At 73.9% G+C, this 16467-nt stretch carries 14 protein-coding genes; 6 read left to right on the forward strand and 8 right to left on the reverse strand.

Annotated features, from left to right (window positions below):
- Positions 1-81: 81 nt before the first annotated feature.
- The 4 genes from ACNF49_RS27925 to ACNF49_RS27940 are packed head-to-tail and all read left to right on the forward strand — an operon-like array spanning position 82 to position 6116.
- Positions 82-1248 (forward strand): carboxylate-amine ligase, encoded by a 1167-nt coding sequence (locus tag ACNF49_RS27925; RefSeq protein ID WP_482939284.1) that lies wholly within the window; start codon positions 82-84, stop codon positions 1246-1248.
- Positions 1249-1279: 31 nt separating this feature from the next.
- Positions 1280-3067: an N-acetylglutaminylglutamine amidotransferase gene (locus ACNF49_RS27930; protein WP_482939285.1), complete on the forward strand. Its 1788-nt coding sequence runs from the start codon at positions 1280-1282 to the stop codon at positions 3065-3067.
- Positions 3067-4878: a S9 family peptidase gene (locus ACNF49_RS27935; RefSeq protein WP_357977804.1), complete on the forward strand. Its 1812-nt coding sequence runs from the start codon at positions 3067-3069 to the stop codon at positions 4876-4878. The genes ACNF49_RS27930 and ACNF49_RS27935 overlap by 1 nt, the downstream gene beginning before the upstream one ends.
- Before the next feature lie 56 nt (positions 4879-4934).
- Positions 4935-6116 (forward strand): amidohydrolase, encoded by a 1182-nt coding sequence (locus ACNF49_RS27940; RefSeq protein ID WP_482939286.1) that lies wholly within the window; start codon positions 4935-4937, stop codon positions 6114-6116.
- 39 nt (positions 6117-6155) lie between these two features.
- Here ACNF49_RS27940 and ACNF49_RS27945 read toward each other — a convergent pair whose 3' ends face one another.
- The 7 genes from ACNF49_RS27945 to ACNF49_RS27975 form a co-directional block, all read right to left on the reverse strand.
- Positions 6156-6527: a hypothetical protein gene (locus ACNF49_RS27945; protein ID WP_357977808.1), complete on the reverse strand. Its 372-nt coding sequence runs from the start codon at positions 6525-6527 to the stop codon at positions 6156-6158.
- A gap of 52 nt (positions 6528-6579) precedes the next feature.
- Positions 6580-9168: an ADP-ribosyltransferase gene (locus tag ACNF49_RS27950; protein ID WP_498703111.1), complete on the reverse strand. Its 2589-nt coding sequence runs from the start codon at positions 9166-9168 to the stop codon at positions 6580-6582.
- Positions 9169-9675: 507 nt separating this feature from the next.
- Positions 9676-10080: a YbaB/EbfC family nucleoid-associated protein gene (locus tag ACNF49_RS27955; protein ID WP_482939288.1), complete on the reverse strand. Its 405-nt coding sequence runs from the start codon at positions 10078-10080 to the stop codon at positions 9676-9678.
- A gap of 148 nt (positions 10081-10228) precedes the next feature.
- A complete protein-coding gene (locus ACNF49_RS27960) occupies positions 10229-10630 on the reverse strand; it encodes a hypothetical protein (protein ID WP_482939289.1) in 402 nt (133 codons plus the stop codon).
- Positions 10631-10666: 36 nt separating this feature from the next.
- A complete protein-coding gene (locus ACNF49_RS27965; RefSeq protein WP_482939290.1) occupies positions 10667-11554 on the reverse strand; it encodes an alpha/beta fold hydrolase in 888 nt (295 codons plus the stop codon).
- A gap of 3 nt (positions 11555-11557) precedes the next feature.
- Entirely contained in the window at positions 11558-14299 is a 2742-nt protein-coding gene (locus ACNF49_RS27970; RefSeq protein ID WP_482939291.1) for a helix-turn-helix transcriptional regulator, read from the reverse strand.
- A 52-nt stretch (positions 14300-14351) separates the two neighbouring features.
- Complete coding sequence (locus ACNF49_RS27975) at positions 14352-14609, reverse strand: hypothetical protein (RefSeq protein ID WP_482939292.1); 258 nt, start codon at positions 14607-14609, stop codon at positions 14352-14354.
- A 91-nt stretch (positions 14610-14700) separates the two neighbouring features.
- Between ACNF49_RS27975 and ACNF49_RS27980 the strand changes: the two genes are divergently transcribed.
- Together ACNF49_RS27980 and ACNF49_RS27985 are read left to right on the forward strand one after the other, a co-directional pair.
- On the forward strand, positions 14701-15543 hold the full coding sequence (locus ACNF49_RS27980; protein ID WP_482939293.1) for a helix-turn-helix domain-containing protein: 843 nt from the start codon (positions 14701-14703) through the stop codon (positions 15541-15543).
- A gap of 489 nt (positions 15544-16032) precedes the next feature.
- Positions 16033-16230: a dihydrofolate reductase family protein gene (locus tag ACNF49_RS27985; protein ID WP_482939294.1), complete on the forward strand. Its 198-nt coding sequence runs from the start codon at positions 16033-16035 to the stop codon at positions 16228-16230.
- Here ACNF49_RS27985 and ACNF49_RS27990 read toward each other — a convergent pair.
- Positions 16227-16412, reverse strand: coding sequence for a hypothetical protein (locus ACNF49_RS27990; protein ID WP_357977837.1), 186 nt, complete (start codon positions 16410-16412; stop codon positions 16227-16229). The genes ACNF49_RS27985 and ACNF49_RS27990 overlap by 4 nt on opposite strands.
- Positions 16413-16467 lie beyond the last annotated feature (55 nt).

A 16467-nucleotide genomic window follows, 5' to 3' on the forward strand; every position in this document is an offset into this window, starting at 1 on the left:
GGCCTGACCTTCATTTGTGGAGGTCAACAGGTGCTGAAGCCCGTTTTCGGGGGAGAAGGGGGTGGCTTCGAGTGCCTAGTGATGGGAGTGGTGACCGTGGAGGGGTCCGGGGGAGCGATCCGGGTCGGTGTGGAGGAGGAGTACCACATCGTCGACGCGACCACACGCCGGGTGACCGCGCGGGCGGGGGCGCTGCTGAGCGCGCTGCCCGAGGAGAGCTTCACGCACGAGCTGCAGCGGTCGATGGTCGAGGCCAACAGCGCGCCGTTCCTGGCCCTGGACGACCTGGCCCGCGACGTGTGCCGCCTGCGGCGCAAGCTGATCTCCACCGCCGACGAGCTGGGGCTGGGGATCGCGGCGGTCGGCACGCCGCAGCTCGCCGACCTCGACGAGGTGAAGGTGTTCCCCGACCAGCGTTACGAGAAGATGCTCAGCGACTTCCAGGTGCTGACCCGTGAGCAGCTCATCTGCGGCACGCACGTGCACGCGGAGGTGCCCGACCCGGACCTGGCGGTCGCGGTGGCGCACCGGCTGACGCCCTGGCTGGCGCCGTTGCTGGCACTCAGCGCCAGCTCGCCGTTCTGGGACGGCGCCGACACCGGTTATGCCAGCTATCGCACGCTGGTCTGGCAGCGGTGGCCGACGACGGGGCCGATCGGCAAGTTCGACTCGGCGGCCGAGTACCAGGAAATGGTGCGGGGCCTGATCCGGTCCGGGGTGATCAGCGACGCGGGGATGCTCTATTTCGACGTCCGGCCCTCGCAACACGTGCCGACGGTGGAGCTGCGGATCTGTGACGCCTGCCCTCGGGTGGAGGACGTCGTGCTGATCGCCGGGCTGTTCCGGGCGCTGGTGGCCAGGGAGGTGGCCGCGGCGCGTCGCGGTCCTGGGCCGGAGGTGCAGGTGGAGGCGGCGCGCGCGGCGACCTGGCAGGCGGCCCGGTGGGGGCTGGAGGGTGACCTGGTCGATCCGGTGGAGGGCGTGCCGCGCCCGGCCAAGGAGGTGGTCGAGAACCTGGTGACGAGCCTGCGCCCGCAACTGGAGGCGGCCGGTGACTGGGAACTGGTGACGAGGCTGACCCGGCAGGTCCTGCAGACGGGCACGTCGGCGGCCCGCCAGCGGGCGGCGTACGCCGAGCGGGGCAGTCTGGCGGACGTGGTCGACCTGGTGCTCAGCGAGACCCGCACGTGCGAGTGGGACCGGCCGACGGGGGACCACGACCTCCCTTCGTACCGGCCGGCGGCCTGATGGCCGGCGGTCGCGAGGCGGGGGTGGCGACATGTGCGGGCTGAGCGGCGAGTTCAGGTTCGACGGCGAGGAAGCCGACATCGGCGCGGTGGGCCGGATGACCGACGCGATGCACGACCGCGGGCCGGACGGCTCCGGCCTGTGGGCGCAGGGGGCCGTCGCGATGGGCCACCGGCGGCTCAAGATCATCGACCTGTCGGAGAAGGCGGCCCAGCCGATGGTGGACGCCGGGCTCGGCCTGGCGGTGGTGTTCAACGGCTGCCTGTACAACTATCGCGAGCTGCGCGAGGAGTTGCGCGGCGCGGGCTACCGGTTCTACTCCACCTCCGACACCGAGGTGCTGCTCAAGGCGTACCACCGGTGGGGCGCCGACTGCGTCGGCCACTTCAAGGGCATGTTCGCCTTCGCGATCCACGAGCGTGACAGCGGCCGCCTGGTGCTCGGCCGCGACCGGCTCGGCATCAAGCCCATGTACGTCAGCCACGACGCCCGCCGCCTGCGCTTCGCCTCGACCCTGCCCGCGCTGGCCGCGGGCGGGGGCCTGGACACCGGCATCGACCGGGTGGCGCTGCACCACTACATGACCTTCCACTCGCTCGTGCCCGGCGAGCGCACGATCCTCGCCGGCGCGCGCAAGCTGCCGGCGGCCACCGTCCGGGTCGTCGAGGCGGACGGCACGAGCACCGACCACCGCTACTGGGAGCCGCCCTACACCCGCTCCGCCCTGCCCGAGCACGCGGGGCTGAGCGAGCAGGAGTGGCGCCGGGCCACCCTGGACGCCCTGCGCACGGCGGTGCGCCGCCGGATGGTCTCCGACGTGCCGGTCGGCGTGCTGCTCTCCGGCGGTCTCGACTCCAGCCTCATCGTGGCGCTGCTGGCCGAGGAGGGGCAGAGCGGCCTGACCACGTTCAGCATCGGCTTCGAGCCGGCCGGCGGCGAGAAGGGGGACGAGTTCGCCTACTCCGACCTGGTCGCCGGCCGGTTCGGCACCGACCACCACCGCATCCGGATCCCCGACGAGCGCCTGCTCGACGGGCTGGAACGGGCGGTGGGCGCCATGAGCGAGCCGATGGCCAGCCACGACTGCGTCGCCTTCTACCTGCTGTCGCAGGAGGTCGCCCGGCACGTGAAGGTCGTGCAGTCGGGCCAGGGCGCCGACGAGGTGTTCGCCGGTTACAGCTGGTTCCCGCCGCTGGCGGGCGTGCCGCGCGAGCGGGCGGCCGAGGTCTACCTCAGGGAGTTCGCCGACCGCCCGCACCACGAGCTGTCCGGCGTCCTGGCGCCCGGCTACCTGCTGGAGCGGGACGTCAGCGGCGACTTCGTCCGGGAGCACGTGGCGCGTCCCGGCGCCGACACCGCGCTCGACGCCGTGCTGCGCCTGGAGACCACGGCCATGCTCATCGACGACCCGGTCAAACGCGTCGACAACATGACCATGGCCCACGGGCTGGAGGCCCGCACGCCGTTCCTCGACCACGACCTGGTCGAGCTGGCCGCCGCCTGCCCCGACGGGCTCAAGCTGGCCCACGGCGGCAAGGGCGTGCTCAAGGACGCCGCCCGCCGGTTGCTGCCCGCGCAGATCATCGACCGGCCCAAGGGCTACTTCCCGGTGCCCGCCGTCCGGCACGTCGAAGGGGCCCTGCTCGACCTCGTCCGGGACGCCCTCACCAGCCGGGCCGCCCGCGCGCGGGGCCTGTTCCGGCCGGAGTTCGTGCGGCGGCTGCTGGCCGACCCCGAGTCCGACAGGGCGACGACCGGCGTCAACACCCTCTGGCAGATCGGCCTGCTCGAACTGTGGCTCCAGGCCCACCAGATGTGATGCCGGACATCCTCGGCGACCTGTCGCACCTGCCGTCGGGCGCCGCACTGCGCGCCTGGAGCTGCCGCCGGCCCGCGCTGGCGCCCGACAACAGCGCCGTGGCCTTCGTCAGCGACCAGGACGGCGTGCCCCGGGTGTGGGTCCAGCCGCTCGGCGCGGACCTCGACGCGTGGCCGGTCGACACCGGCCATCACCCGGTCGTGGACGTGAGCTGGGCGCCCACGGGGGAGCACCTGGCGGTCCTGGTGGCGCCGGGCGGCGGCGAGCACACGCAGGTGTGGACCGTGCGCCCGCACGGCGGCGAGCTGCGGCCGCTCGCCGTCCCGCCGCACGGGTCGGCCGCGCTCGTGCGCTGGACCGGCCGGGGCGAGTCGGTCCTGGTGGCCGAGACCTCCGCCGCCGGCCTGACCCGGGCCGAGCTGGCCGACGCCGTCACCGGCGCGCGCCAGGTCATCGCCGCGGGCGAGCTGCTGTGGCCGGCCGCGGTCAGCCGCGACCACGCGCGCATGCTGCTCCGGCGCGGGCCGCGCGGCCTGCGCCGGATGTACGCGGCCGACGCCGTCCCCGGTCATCCGCCGGGCGGCGAGCGCGACCTGCTGCCCGGCCTGCCCGGCTCGACCGACCAGGGGGCCCTGTCGCCCGACGGCGAGGTCGCGTACCTGGTGTCGGACGCGGGCCGCGACCGGGCCGCGCTGCTGGCGGTGCGGCGCAACGCCTATCCCGTCGTGCTGGCCGAGCGGCCGGACGCCGAGCTGGACCGGTTCGCGCTCAGCGCCGACGGCCGCCGCGGCGTCCTGCTGTGGAACGAGCACGGCCGCTCGGCGCTGGACGTCGTGGAGCTCCCCGCCGCGCACGTCCGGTCGCTTCCGCCGCCACCCGCCGACGTGGTCACCTCGGTCCGCGTCGCCTGGGACGGCGGCACGGCGGTGCTCGCCGCCGAGAGCCCCGAGGAGCCCTCGCACGTGCTGCTGTGCGACCTGACCACAGGGACGTACCGGTACGCCGCCGGGGCCGGGCGGCTGCCGGCCGCGACCGGCGCCGAGCTGCTGCGCTTCCCGGCCCGCGACGGGCTGGAGCTGGCCGCGTGGCTCTACCGGCCCGCGCACGTCCATGGGCCCGCGCCGTTCGTGGTGTCGCTGCACGGAGGGCCGGAGGACCAGGAACGCCCCACCTTCAACCCGCTCTACCAGAACCTCCTGGCCGCCGGGATCGGGGTGCTCGCGCCCAACGTGCGCGGTTCGGGCGGGTACGGGCGGGCCTTCCGCCAGGCCGACGACCTGGCGCTGCGCTTCCGGGCCGTCGAGGACGTCGCCGACTGCGCCGCCGAGCTGGTGCGGACGGGCGCGGCGGACCCGTCCAGGCTCGCCTGCATGGGCTGGTCGTACGGCGGCTACCTGACCCTGGCCGCCCTCGTCACCCATCCCCGCCTGTTCCGCGCGGGCGTGAACATGAGCGGCATCGCCGATTTCGCGACCTTCTACGCCCGTACCGAACCGTGGATCGCCGCCGCGGCGGTGTCGGAGTACGGGCACCCGGAGGCCGACCGCGACCTGCTGCACGCCCTGTCCCCGCTGCGCGCCTTCGACCGGCTGGCCGCGCCGCTGCTGGTCGTGCACGGGACGCAGGACACCAACGTGCCGGTGCACGAGGCCCGGCAGGCGTTCGGGGCGGCCCGCGCCCGCGGGGTGCCCTGCGACCTGCTGCTCTTCGAGGACGAAGGCCACGAGATCCGCAACCGCGCCAACCGCGTCAGCCTCGTCTCCAAGGTGCTGCACTGGCTCGACGAGCACCTGCGGCCCTTCCCGCATTGATCGGGCGGCCGGACGCGTCCATCATGGTGCCTCCACCGGCACGGAAGGACCCGCTCGTGACCGACCTCGACACCCGGCTGCGCGCCTGGCGGCACGACCTGCACCGGCGGCCCGAGCCGGCCTTCGCCGAGCACGCGACGAGCGCCTACCTGGCCGAGGCGCTGGCGGCGGCCGGCCTCGACGTCGTCACCGGCGTCGGCGGCACCGGCGTCGTCGCCTCCCTGACCAGGGGCGGCACCGGCCGGGCCATCGGGCTGCGGGCCGACATGGACTGCCTGCCGCTCGACGAGCCGGGCACGCACGCCCACGTCTCCCGCAACCCCGGCTTCATGCACGCCTGTGGCCACGACGGGCACATGGCGATGCTGCTCGGCGCCGCCGCCGTCCTGGCCGCCGAGGGCGGCTTCGAGGGGACCGTCCGGTTCGTCTTCCAGCCGGCCGAGGAGCCCGGCCGCGGCGCGCGGGCCATGCTCGACGACGACCTGCTCGTCCGCTTCCCGGTCCAGGCCATGTACGGCCTGCACAACTGGCCCGGCGCCCCCGCCGGCCACTTCCTGACCCGAGCCGGGAGCATCATGGCCGGCGAGGACAACTTCGAGATCCGCATCCGGGGCCGCGGCGGGCACGCCGCCCGCCCGCACATGGTGGTCGACCCGATCGTGGTGGGCGCGGAGATCGTCCTGGCCCTGCAGACGGTCGTCGCCCGCAACGTCGACCCCGCGCTGCCCGCCGTGGTGTCCTGCACCGACATCAGCACCGACGGCGCGCGCAACGCCATCCCCGGCGAGGTCGTCATCAGAGGGGACACACGCAGCTTCGACCCCGCCGTCGCCGAGCTGATCGAGGACCGCGTGCGGCGGCTCTGCGAGGGCATCGGCGCCGCCCACGGCGCGACGTGCGCCGTCACCTACACCCACGAGTTCGCCCCCACCGTCAACGACCCCGCGTGCGTCGCCGCGGCGGTCGAGGCGGCCGTCGCGGTCGCCGGCGAGGACGGCGTCGACCCCGACTGCGCGCCCGTCATGCCGAGCGAGGACTTCGGCGTCCTCGCCGCGGCCGTACCGGCCTGCTTCGCCTTCCTCGGCAACGGCACCGAACCCGGCCGGGGCGGCGACCCGCTGCACAGCAGGGAGTACGACTTCAACGACGCCGTCCTGCGGACGGGGACGGACTTCTACGTGACGCTGGCGCGCCGCGTCCTGGCCGTCGGCGCTCCCGCGGAGGCGCCCACCCGGTGACCCCAGCCCACGGGCGGCGGCACGGCGGGACGCCGGGCGTCACGCGGCCGCGGCCAACTCCTCCAGCGCGCGCAGGGAAGGCAGCTCGAACGGCTGACGCACCGGAACCTGGCCGGCGCGCGCGTCCTCGGCCTCGCCCGCCCAGTGCCGCAGCGCCCGCAGCGGGGTGACGTCGTTGGCCTTGGCCCAGCGCAGACGCCGGGTCCAGACCACGGCGGCGTCGAAGGCGGCGTCGCCGGCCTGCTCGCGCGGCACGTACTGGGCCGCGTCGTCCGTGGCGGCGGCCCACAGGTAGCCGATCACGGTGTCGTCCTTGAGCACCGGGACGTAGCGGACCGCGGACGTCGTCGTGCGGGGGTAGGCGTCCGGGGCGTGGAGGGTCCGGAACTCGGGCTGGTCCTTCAGCGACACTTCTTCGTCCTTCCCGTCATCCGTCCCGTCATCCGTCCCGTCATCCGTCCCGTCATCCGTCGGCCTCCGGCGGCAGCACCCAGCCGTAGACGAGCCATCGGCCGTCCTTCCGCTGCACGTCCTCGGCGAACCAGGACGTGCCGGGGCCGAGGAGCAGCTCGTTCTCGCGGTGATGGCTGATCAGGTCCAGGTAGAAGGCGGGGGTGCCCTCGGCGACGCGCAGGTGCAGCAGCACGTCCCCGGAGAAGATATTGCTGTCGCCGAGGTTCGTCGAGAAGAAGGCGGGGTCGCGTTGCACGGTTCCCGGCAGCTCGTGGACGGGCACGGTGAACAGATTCGGGGTCAGCCGCAGCGTCCGGAACACGTCGATCGCCTCGGGGACCGTCCGGCGTTTCGTCACCGCCTGGAGCGTCTCGATCTGTTCGATGAGACGTGCCTTGTTCGCGGCGATGTCCTCGGCCGTCACGCCCTCGACGGACGAGTCGCCGTTCCGCAGGTAATCGTTCATCCCGATGTAGCCGATGCCGGAGTAGGACTGCCCCGCCGCGCGCTCGGCTTCGGACAGCCCGGCCGAGACGTCCGACCAGACGGCCTGGCCGAACGTGGGCGAGACCAAGCGGGAGCCGAAGGGCGCGTCCAAGGGGACGTGCGGCGCGGGCGCGGTGTAGTACAGGCCCGATTCGGTACGCCGGATCGTCTGCCCCAGCGACGGGTTCGGCCCGTCGCCGACCAGCCCCGAGTACGCGGGCGGCGCGCTGCCCTTGCCGTGGGCCAGAGCGGAGGAGGGCAGGTCGCCGGAGTGCGCGCCGAAGTCCACCGGGGGCTTGATCCGGCCGGCCGTGTCCGGCGCGGTGTAGTGGTCCTTCGGCGGGCCGGCGGCCGGGCCGGCGTCCTGGTGGTAGAGGCCGAGGACGTCCGGCAGGGCCCTGGCCAGGGCGGGGTGCAGCTGGTCGCCGTTCGCCATCGAGGTGAGCTCGTTCAACGTGAACCACTTGGCGCCGCCGGTCTCGAACGTGCTGAGCTTCGGCGCGAACATCGGCCCGTCGGCGGCCAGGTTGGTGTACGCCCAGCCGCTGTCCCCTGCGTGCACGGCGTGCTCGCCCTTGAGCTGCAGCCTGTCCAGGTAGACCTGGTTGACGCCCAGGCCCTCGCTGATCTGCCGGGCGGCTCCGTGCGCGGGGCTCTCCAGGCTGCCCAGCGCGCCGCCGGGCAACTGCCACTTGCCGGGGCTGGAGCCGAACTCGCTCTGCCGCGTGAGCAGGTAGCGCGGCTCGCCGTGCTGGTCGATGCCCCGGATCAGCACGCCTGCCGCGCCGTACTTGCCCCACTGACCCCCGCTCGCGTGACCGTCACCCGACTTGCCGGGGTTCTCCAGGATCCGGAACGGTCCCTGCGGCTTGGCGCCGGCGGGTGGGACGCCCTCGCCCGCGTGGGAGGCGGCTGGCCCATCCCCGGTCCGCGCGTCGTTGAGGAGGGCGTCGAAGTTGTGCCCGCTACCGAAGGACGGGTCCTGCTTGGCGCCCGCGCCGGCCAGCGTGGTGTTCTCCGGGAAGTGCCCGGAAGGAAGCCCCGCCGAACCGTCCCCGTAGTACGAGGAGGTGTACGACGACGAGGAGATGTCGTCCAGGGAGGAGGCGTGCGAGGAGTTGTACGAAGAGGACGAGTGCGACGACGAGTGGGACTGGTACTCGTAGGACTGGTACAGGCCGCCCATCCACTCGGGAGGAGGCGTGGCGGCCGAACCGGAGTGCGCGCCGGGCTTCACCCCGGAGTCCACGCCGGACTTCACACCGGAGTTCACCGGCGGGCCGGCGTCGGGCTTGACGTGCGCTCCCGGGCTCCAGCTCGCCCAGTGCGCGTCCGCGCCGCCCACCACGCCGGAGGTGAAGCTCTTGAGCAGCCTCTCCAGGTCGAACGGCTGCCCGCCGGCGTACTGCGCGATCCCGTCCGTGGCCATGCTGGCCAGGCCCGAACGGCCCATCAGCCCGAGCATCGACCGGGCGGGCAGGATCCCGGTGAAGCCCGTCAGGAAGGCGCCCAGGAGGGCGCCCGTGCCGGCGGACGTCCAGACCTGCTCCCAGTCGATGTCGTCGCGCCGGGACTGCGTGGCCTGCACCCCGAAGTCCATGCCGCCCATCAGGCCGCCGAACAGCCCGATGTTGATCAGCAGCCGCTTGCCGAGCTGGCCGATGACCAGCCGGGTCAGCTGGATGCGGGAGCCGGCCACGGCCATGGCGGCCGGTCCCCAGGGGCCGGCCGCCGCCGCCAGCAGCCAGATGAGCTGCAGGATCAGGAACCAGACCGAGACCTCGATCATCCGTTTGGTGTACTGGACCTGGACGCCGAGATCGTTGTAGTGGAGGGCGGCCGTGACGAGCTCCTTGATGAGCTCGGCCAGCAGCTGATCGGGCCCCTCCTGGACGTGCTTGAGGAACTCGCGCAGCGCGTCGCCGTCCCAGTCGTCGCCCAGCCCGGTGTAGACCGCCACGCCCCGCGCCTCCAGCACGCCCTTCGCGGTGGCCACGCACGCGTCGGCGAGCCGGAAACAGCCGTCCTCGTCGCCTTCGGGCCAGTCCATGCCGACGGCGTAGCCGATGAAGGGCTTCGCCCAGTCAGGGACGAGGAAACCGTCGAACCCCAAGGAAGCTCACACCCCCGGCGGCATCGGCTGGGACGGGTCGTCGCCCGGCGGCGGCATGTCCCCGCGCGGCGCGTCCGCGGGAGGCGGGACGTCGGTCTGCGGGGGGACCCCCCGGGCGGAGCGTCCGCGGGAGGCGGGACCTGGCCGTCGAGCGGCGGATACCCAGCGTTCCCGCCGTCCGGGTCCGGATACCGGTAGTCCTCGCCGCCGGGGTCGCCGTAGCCTTCGGCGTCCTCGTAGTTCCTCGCGTTGTCCCGGAGGCCGTCCCGCACGTCCTCCACCGCCTGGATGTAGGCGTCGAAGGCGGTGAAGATGCCGTCCTCGATCCTGTACCGGTTCTTCTCCAGCTCGATGCCGTACTGGTCGTCGCCCAGCGGGTTGCCCTCGCGGTAGAAGACGGTGCCCAACGCGGTGCGCAGGTCCCACAGGGCGTCGGCGCTGGAGTCGGCCTGCGCCGAACGCTGCCGCAGACCGCTGAAGACCGCCTTGTATCCCTGGCCGCGGGCGTCACTCATGCGCCGCGCCGTCCTCCGGCGCAAGCCGCACGGGCTTCGGCAGGAACGACTCGATGCCCGCCCCCTCGCCCAGCACCTCCTCCAGAGGCAGCCCCTTCGGCATGAACGGCGTCATGAGCTCCTTCGTCCGGTCGGCCACCTGCTCGGTGGCGGCGCCGATCTGCTCCATGATCGAGCGGGCCAGCTGCGACGGCGCGAGCTTGCGGTACACCCGGGGGTCCAGCGCGATGTCCTGCACCTGACCGCGCGGCCCCACCGTCACGCTGACCAGGCCGTCGCGGCTCTCCGCGGTCGCCACCAGCTCCGACAACTTGCCGTACGCCGTGCGCAGCTCGCGGGCCTGCCGGTTGTACTCCTTGGCCAACGCTTCGACGGTCAGCCCGAACTCGTCGCTCAAACGGCGTACCTCTCGTACCGGCGGCCGATTCCTGCCACAGCTGTAAGGTGGAGGCCTACCGTACTAAATCTCTTTACGGACGGAAAACGAGCAGTTCAGGGCATCCGAAACCCGTCCGCCGACGGGCCGGCGGGCCGCGGAACGGTCGTCAATCGCCCTCGTACGGGCCGGTCCACACCTCCGTGACGGGACCGTCCGGCAGCGCGACATCCAGCCGCCGGCACCACGGCCCCGGCGGCGTCCACCCCCAGGCCGGTTCCAAGCCGATGCTCAACCGGCGGGCCGAGCGCGGGACCACCCCGCCGAGGTAGCGGCTCCCGTGCGCGGCCCTGCCGCCCTTGCGGTCGAAGCCGCCGATGTTGTCGCCGGAGTACTCGGTGCCGAGGTCGTCCTCGGCGGACAGCCGCCAGTACCAGAACGGCCCCTTGCCGTCCGTCTCCTCATCCCGCACCCCCGGGACGAACTCGTAGTGCAGCACCCCGCCGGCCCCCGACAGCTCCAGCCCGCGGGCCACCACGTCGGTGGCCGTACGCGGCGGGATGCTGATCACCGGCCCAGCATCGGGCATGATCGACGAGCCCGCCAGTCAGCGATCGCGAGGGGCCGTGTGCGCGAGGACGGCGGCGGCCAGCTCCTCGTGCACCTCCGGCGGCAGCGTGTGCCCCATGCCCTCCACGATCATCAACCGGGCCCCCGGCACCTCCTCGGCGATGAGCACGCCATGACCCGGCTTGGCCACCTCGTGCGTGCCCTCGATCACCAGCGTCGGCGCCTTGACCTGGTGCAGCACGCCCATCGGCTCGAAATCCGGCTTGGCGCCCGCCGCCAGCCGGTGGTTGACCGTCGCCGACAGGTCGCGCGCCCGGTCGTAGATGCGCTCCTGCAACCGGCGCGCCGCGTCCTCGTCGAACGGCAGCCCGGTCCCGTGCAGCAGGCGCTGCTCGGCGATCATGCCCTCGATCGCCTCCCGCCGGTCCCGCGGCGCCGGCGCCGCGATCAGGGCCTGGTAGAAGGCCACGAACTCCGGCGCGGGCACCGGCAGGCTGCCCTCCGGCTGCGGCTGCCCCAGCAGCGCCCGCATGATGACCTGCCCCTCGCCCCCGCCCAGCGGCGAGGAGCCGATGACCGTCAGGGAGCGCACCCGCTCCGGCCGCTCCACCGCGACGAACTGCCCCAGCAGCCCGCCCGCCGAGTGACAGACCAGATGCGCGCTGTCCAGGCCGTGCGCGTCCATCACCCGGTAGACGTCGTCCTTGATGTCGTCCCACGTGTACGGGTGCGCCGCGAAGTCGACCGTGTCCGACATGCCGGTGTCACGGTGGTCGTACCGGACCACCCGGCGGCCGCCCGCGGTCAGCAGCCCGACGAACTCGTCCGGCCACAGGACGCCCTGCGACATCGAACCCATGATCAACAGGATCGGCTCGTCGGTGGCGGCGCCGAACTCTTCACTCCAGATGTTCACGTTTTGCATGCCTCACAGCTTGCCCGGCCCGGCCACGGGCGCCTTCTGTAGAACTACTAGCCGCGCCAGATCCGTACGGGAGCCGATACCCAGCTTCGGATAGATCTTGTACAGGTGGTACTCGACCGTCCGCGGGCTCAGGAAGAGCTGGGCGGCGATCTGCTTGCTCGACAACCCGTCGGCGACCAGGCCCGCGATGCGCAACTCCTGCGGGGTCAGCGCGTCGAGCACGGCCTCGGCCGGCGCCTGCCCGCTCTCGCCCGCCGCCCGCAGCTCCTCCTGCGCGCGCCGCGCCCACGGCCGCGCGCCCGCCCGTTCGAACGTCTCCCACGCCATCCGCAGATGCGCCCGAGCCTCGCCAGGACGTTGCCCGCGGCGCAACCGCTCGCCCAGCAGCAGGGCCGTCCTGGCCGCCTCGAAGGGGTTGGTGTGCAGCCGCAGCGCCTCGTCGAAGGCGTCCTCGCGCGATTCGGCCAGGCCCCGGCAGCGTGCCAGCAACGCGCGTGACTCCGGCGTCGCCGCGTGCCGCGACCAGCGTTCGTACGTCTCCAGCGCCGCCCGCGCGCCCGCCTCGTCGCCCGCTCCGACGGCGGCCTCGACGCGGTCGGGGGTCGTCCGCCAGACGACCGCCGGATGCCCGGTGCCCGGTCCGGCCGCGGCGATGGCCGCGAACCGGTCGCGTGCCGCCGCGTACCGGCCCAGGCACAGGTCGAGCATCGCCCGCGCGTACGCCGCCACCCCCGCGCGCAGCCCCACCCGGTGGGGGACGGCGATGGCCAGCGCCGCGCGGGCCTGCCGCTCGCAGTCCTCCTCCTCGCCGCGCAGCGCCGCCACCACGGCCAGGTTGGCCAGGTGCGCGGCCACCGTGTTCTCGTAGCCGGCCTCGCGGGCCAGCTCCAGGCCCTCCTCCGAGAGGGCCTGGCTGCGCGCCAGCCGCCCGGCCAGGCGTTCGGCGGTCGCCACGAACTCCAGCACGACCGGCAGCTGGCCCGCCATCCCCGACACCCTGGCCACCTGCCCGGCCCGGTCGCTCAGCTCGGCGGCCAGGTCCGTCTCGCCGAGCTGGCTGGCCGCGGCCGCCGCCCACAGGTGGCCCGCCGGGTCCTCCAGCTCACCGGCCCGCGCCAGCGCCCGGCGCAGCAGGCCGGGCCCGGCGGCGTCGCCGCCCAGGGTCAGGCCGATGCCGGCCACCGTGTCCCGCAGGAAACCCTCCGGATGCGCGGCGGCCCGCCGGCCGAGCTCGACGATCATCGCGGTGTCGCCGACGTACGCGGCCGCCTCGGAGGCGTCGGCCAGCATGTCCAGGCTCTCGCCCGCCGCCAGGATCCGCACGGCCTCGGCGGCGTTGCCCGAGTTCAGCTCGAACCGGCCGCGGAGCTGGGCGATCTCCATGGTCACGGCGACGTCGCCGCCGGCCCGTTCGCGCGCCTCGGCCAGCAGCGACTCCGCCAGCCCCGGACGGCCGCCGAGCCAGGCCGCTACGGCGGCGTCCTTCAGCCGGACGGCCCGTGCGCGTGGCTCGGGGGTCAGCTCGGCGGCTCTGGCCAGGGCGGTGGCGGCGGCGCCGTACCCGCCGCGGTCGCGGGCCCGTCCGGCGGCGGCCACCAGGGCGGCGGCGACCTCCTCGTCCTGGCCCAGGGCGGCCCCGGCCAGGTGCCAGGCGCGGCGGTCGTCGGCGGTCAGCTCCGCCAGGACGGCGTGCACCCGGCGCACCTCGGCCGCAGCGGCCGCCTCGTGCACCGCCGAACGGATCAGCGGATGGCGGAAGCGCACGCCGGTGCCCGACACCTCCACCAGCCCACCCTCCTCCAGCTCGGCCAGCGCCACCCGCCCGGCCTCCGCCGTCACCTCGGCCCCCGCCTCCGCGGAAGCCCCCGCCTCCGCGGAGGCCGGCGCCGCGCGTTCGGCGAGCAGCCGGGCGGTGGCGCGCAGGGCCACGTCGAGGTCGCCCTCCACGGCGGCGACCAGGGCGGCCAGCCGGGCGGCGGCGGACAACGCGGCCACCCGGTCGCCGAACAGCCGGGCGCCCCCGGGCAGCGGGTCGGGCAGCGGTTCGCGTCCGGCGAGCTGGGCGGGCGTCAGGCGGGCGGCGATCTCGCGCAGGGCGAGCGGGTTCGCGCCGGTCAGCGTGACGAGCTCGCGCCGCACCCGGACGGGCAGCGCGCCGTGGCGGGACTCCAGCAGCTCGTCGGCGGCGGTCTCGGCCAGGCCGCGCACCTCCACCGTCAGCGGCACGCCCTTGACCGCGGCGTCCCCGCGCACAGCGAGCAGCATCGCGATGCGTTCCGTGGAGAGCCGCCTGGCGGCGAACAGCAGCGCGTCGGCCGAGGCCCGGTCGACCCACTGGAAGTCGTCCACCACGCAGACCAGCCCGTCCGGCGCGGCGGCCTCGACCAGCAGCGAGAGCACGCCGGCCGCCAGCAGGAACCGGTCACCGGCGCCCCCGGCCGCCAGCCCCAGGGCCGCGCGGACGGCGAGGCGCTGCGGCTCGGGCAGCGCGTCGAGCGTGTCGGGCGAGCCGGTCACCGGCCACAGAAGCTGGTGCAGCGCCGCGAACGCCAGATCGGACTCCGACTCGACGCCGGTGAGCCGCAACACCCGCATCGCGCCGCCGCGCGCGGCCGCCGCGTCGAGCAGGGCCGTCTTGCCCGCCCCCGCCTCGCCGCGCAACACCACCGCGCCGCCGGCGCCGTCGCGGGCGCGCGCGATCACCTCGTCGAGAACGCTGATTTCCGCAGATCTGCCGTAGAGCACAAGCCCCTACTGTAGGCGCGCGGCCCGGCCCGGCGAGCCCCGGCGGCCGTCCCTACGAGGGCAGCCACGCAGGCCACCAGGGCAGGACGCAGTCGTCAGGGGTGCCCTGGGTGGCCAGGTCGTACAGGGTCAGCGCGACCGGCCCGGCGACCGTGACGGCGAGGGCGAGCACCGTCAGGAGCAGCTGCGGCCACAGCCGCCCGGCCACCCACGGCAACCGCGCGAGCAACTGGACGGGCAAGGAGAGCAGCGCCGACCCGGCCCAGCGGACGTCCCCGGGCCCGGTCGTGGGCCTGCTCCGATCGGTCACGCCGACATCGAAGCAGACCGGTGTGCGGCCGATGCGCACCCGAGGTGAAGATCCGGTGCAGGGACACGATCACCTCGGCCACACTGGTCCCATGGAGTACGTCGGACGGGTGCCCGCGCCGCCGCTCGACCGGTTCATCGACGACATCTACTGCCTGACCGGGGTGCCGCGGCACCGGCTGATGAACGTCCCGCCGATGCCGTCGGGGCACCTGTTCGTCAACCTGGGCGACCCCGCCCGCCTGTGGGACTCCGACCCTTCCGTGCCGCCGGCGGTGTTCGCCGACGGCTGGTTCATGGGGATGTGGACCAGGCGGTTCCGCTACGAGTACCCCGAGCGGGTGCGGCTGGTCGGGGTGCACTTCAAGCCGTGGGGGATGTCGCCGTTCGTCGGCGTGCCGGCGGGCGAGCTGCGCGACCGATGGGTGCCGGCCGACGCCCTCTGGCAGCGGTCCCTGGACCGGATCCGCGACCGGGCCGGCGAGCTCACCTCGGCCGCCGGCGTCCTGCGGGTGGTGGAGGAGGAGCTGCGGGCGCGGTTCGCGGGGACGGGCTCGCGCAACCTCGACCTGGTCCGGCACGCGGGCGGGCGCCTGGCGGCCACGTACGGCGCGGTCCCGGTCGGCGCGCTGGCCGACGACGCCGGGGTGAGCGGCAACCACCTGGCCGCCCAGTTCAAGTCCCATGTCGGCGTCACCCCCAAGCGGGTGGCCCGGATCTACCGCTTCGCCCGGCTGATCCTGTCCGTGGACGCGCTGCGCCCGGTCGACTGGCCGGCGCTCGCCCACACGGCGGGCTACTTCGACCAGGCCCACTTCAGCAGGGAGTTCAAGGACTTCACCGGCCACACCCCGACCGAGTACCTGGCCCTGCGGCGCCGGTTCCCGGCCGAGCCGGGCTTCCCGCCGGACGACGGCCCGATGCCCGCCGATTGATTTTCTACAAGCCCGGCAGCCCTCCGGGGCGGCAGGATCACAGGCGAGCTTCTGACGAGGACCGAGGAGACCCTGTGGGCGCAGTGATCATGAACAGCGCGGTGTCGGTGGACGGCTTCATCGCCGACGGCAACGACGACGTCGGTCCCCTGCACGACTGGTACTGGAACGGCGACACCCCGATCACGCCGGGCGACGACCAGGACTACGACCATTCCGGCGCCGGCGGCCGCTTCAGGGTCTCCAAGGCGTCGGCGGAGTACGTCCGGCCGATCTGGGAGTCGGTCGGCGTGATCATCATGGGCCGCACCCTGTTCGACCTGGTGAACGGCTGGGAAGGGCGGCCGCCCGCGGGTGACCATGTGGTCGTGGTGTCCCACCGGCCCAAGCCCGAGGGCTGGCACCCCGAGGCGTCCTACCATTTCGCCGCCGACGTGACGGCCGCGGTCGCCCGGGCCCGAGGAGCTCGCCGGGGACCGGGTCGTCAGCGTGAACGCCGGCGACGTCGGCGGCCAGCTGCTCGCGGCGGGTCTGGTGGACGAGGTGGCGATGGACGTCGTGCCGGTGGTGTTCGGCTCGGGCAAGCCCTACTTCGGCCGCGTCGCCGGGCAGCACCTCCTGGCGGACCCCCACATGGTCGTCCAGGGGGAAGGGGTGCTGCACCTGCGTTACAAGGTGAGCCGCTAATCGCGGCCGATGATCCGCGCGAGGTCCCGGCGGAACGCCGACCCGTCCAGCGACGGGTGGCTCATCCGCCGGTCGGCCAGGATCTGCTCGACGTGGTCGAAGCAGAGGGCGTAGCCACGCATGATCGTGTACGCCTCGGTGGAGCGTTTCTGCTGCAGGCAGGCCAGGCAGTAGAGGGTCATGTCCCGACGGTAGCCAACGAAGGCGGGCGTGGGCGCGGCCGGTGCACGGAAGCTA

It is taken from the genome of Actinomadura sp. ATCC 39365 (assembly GCF_054392275.1).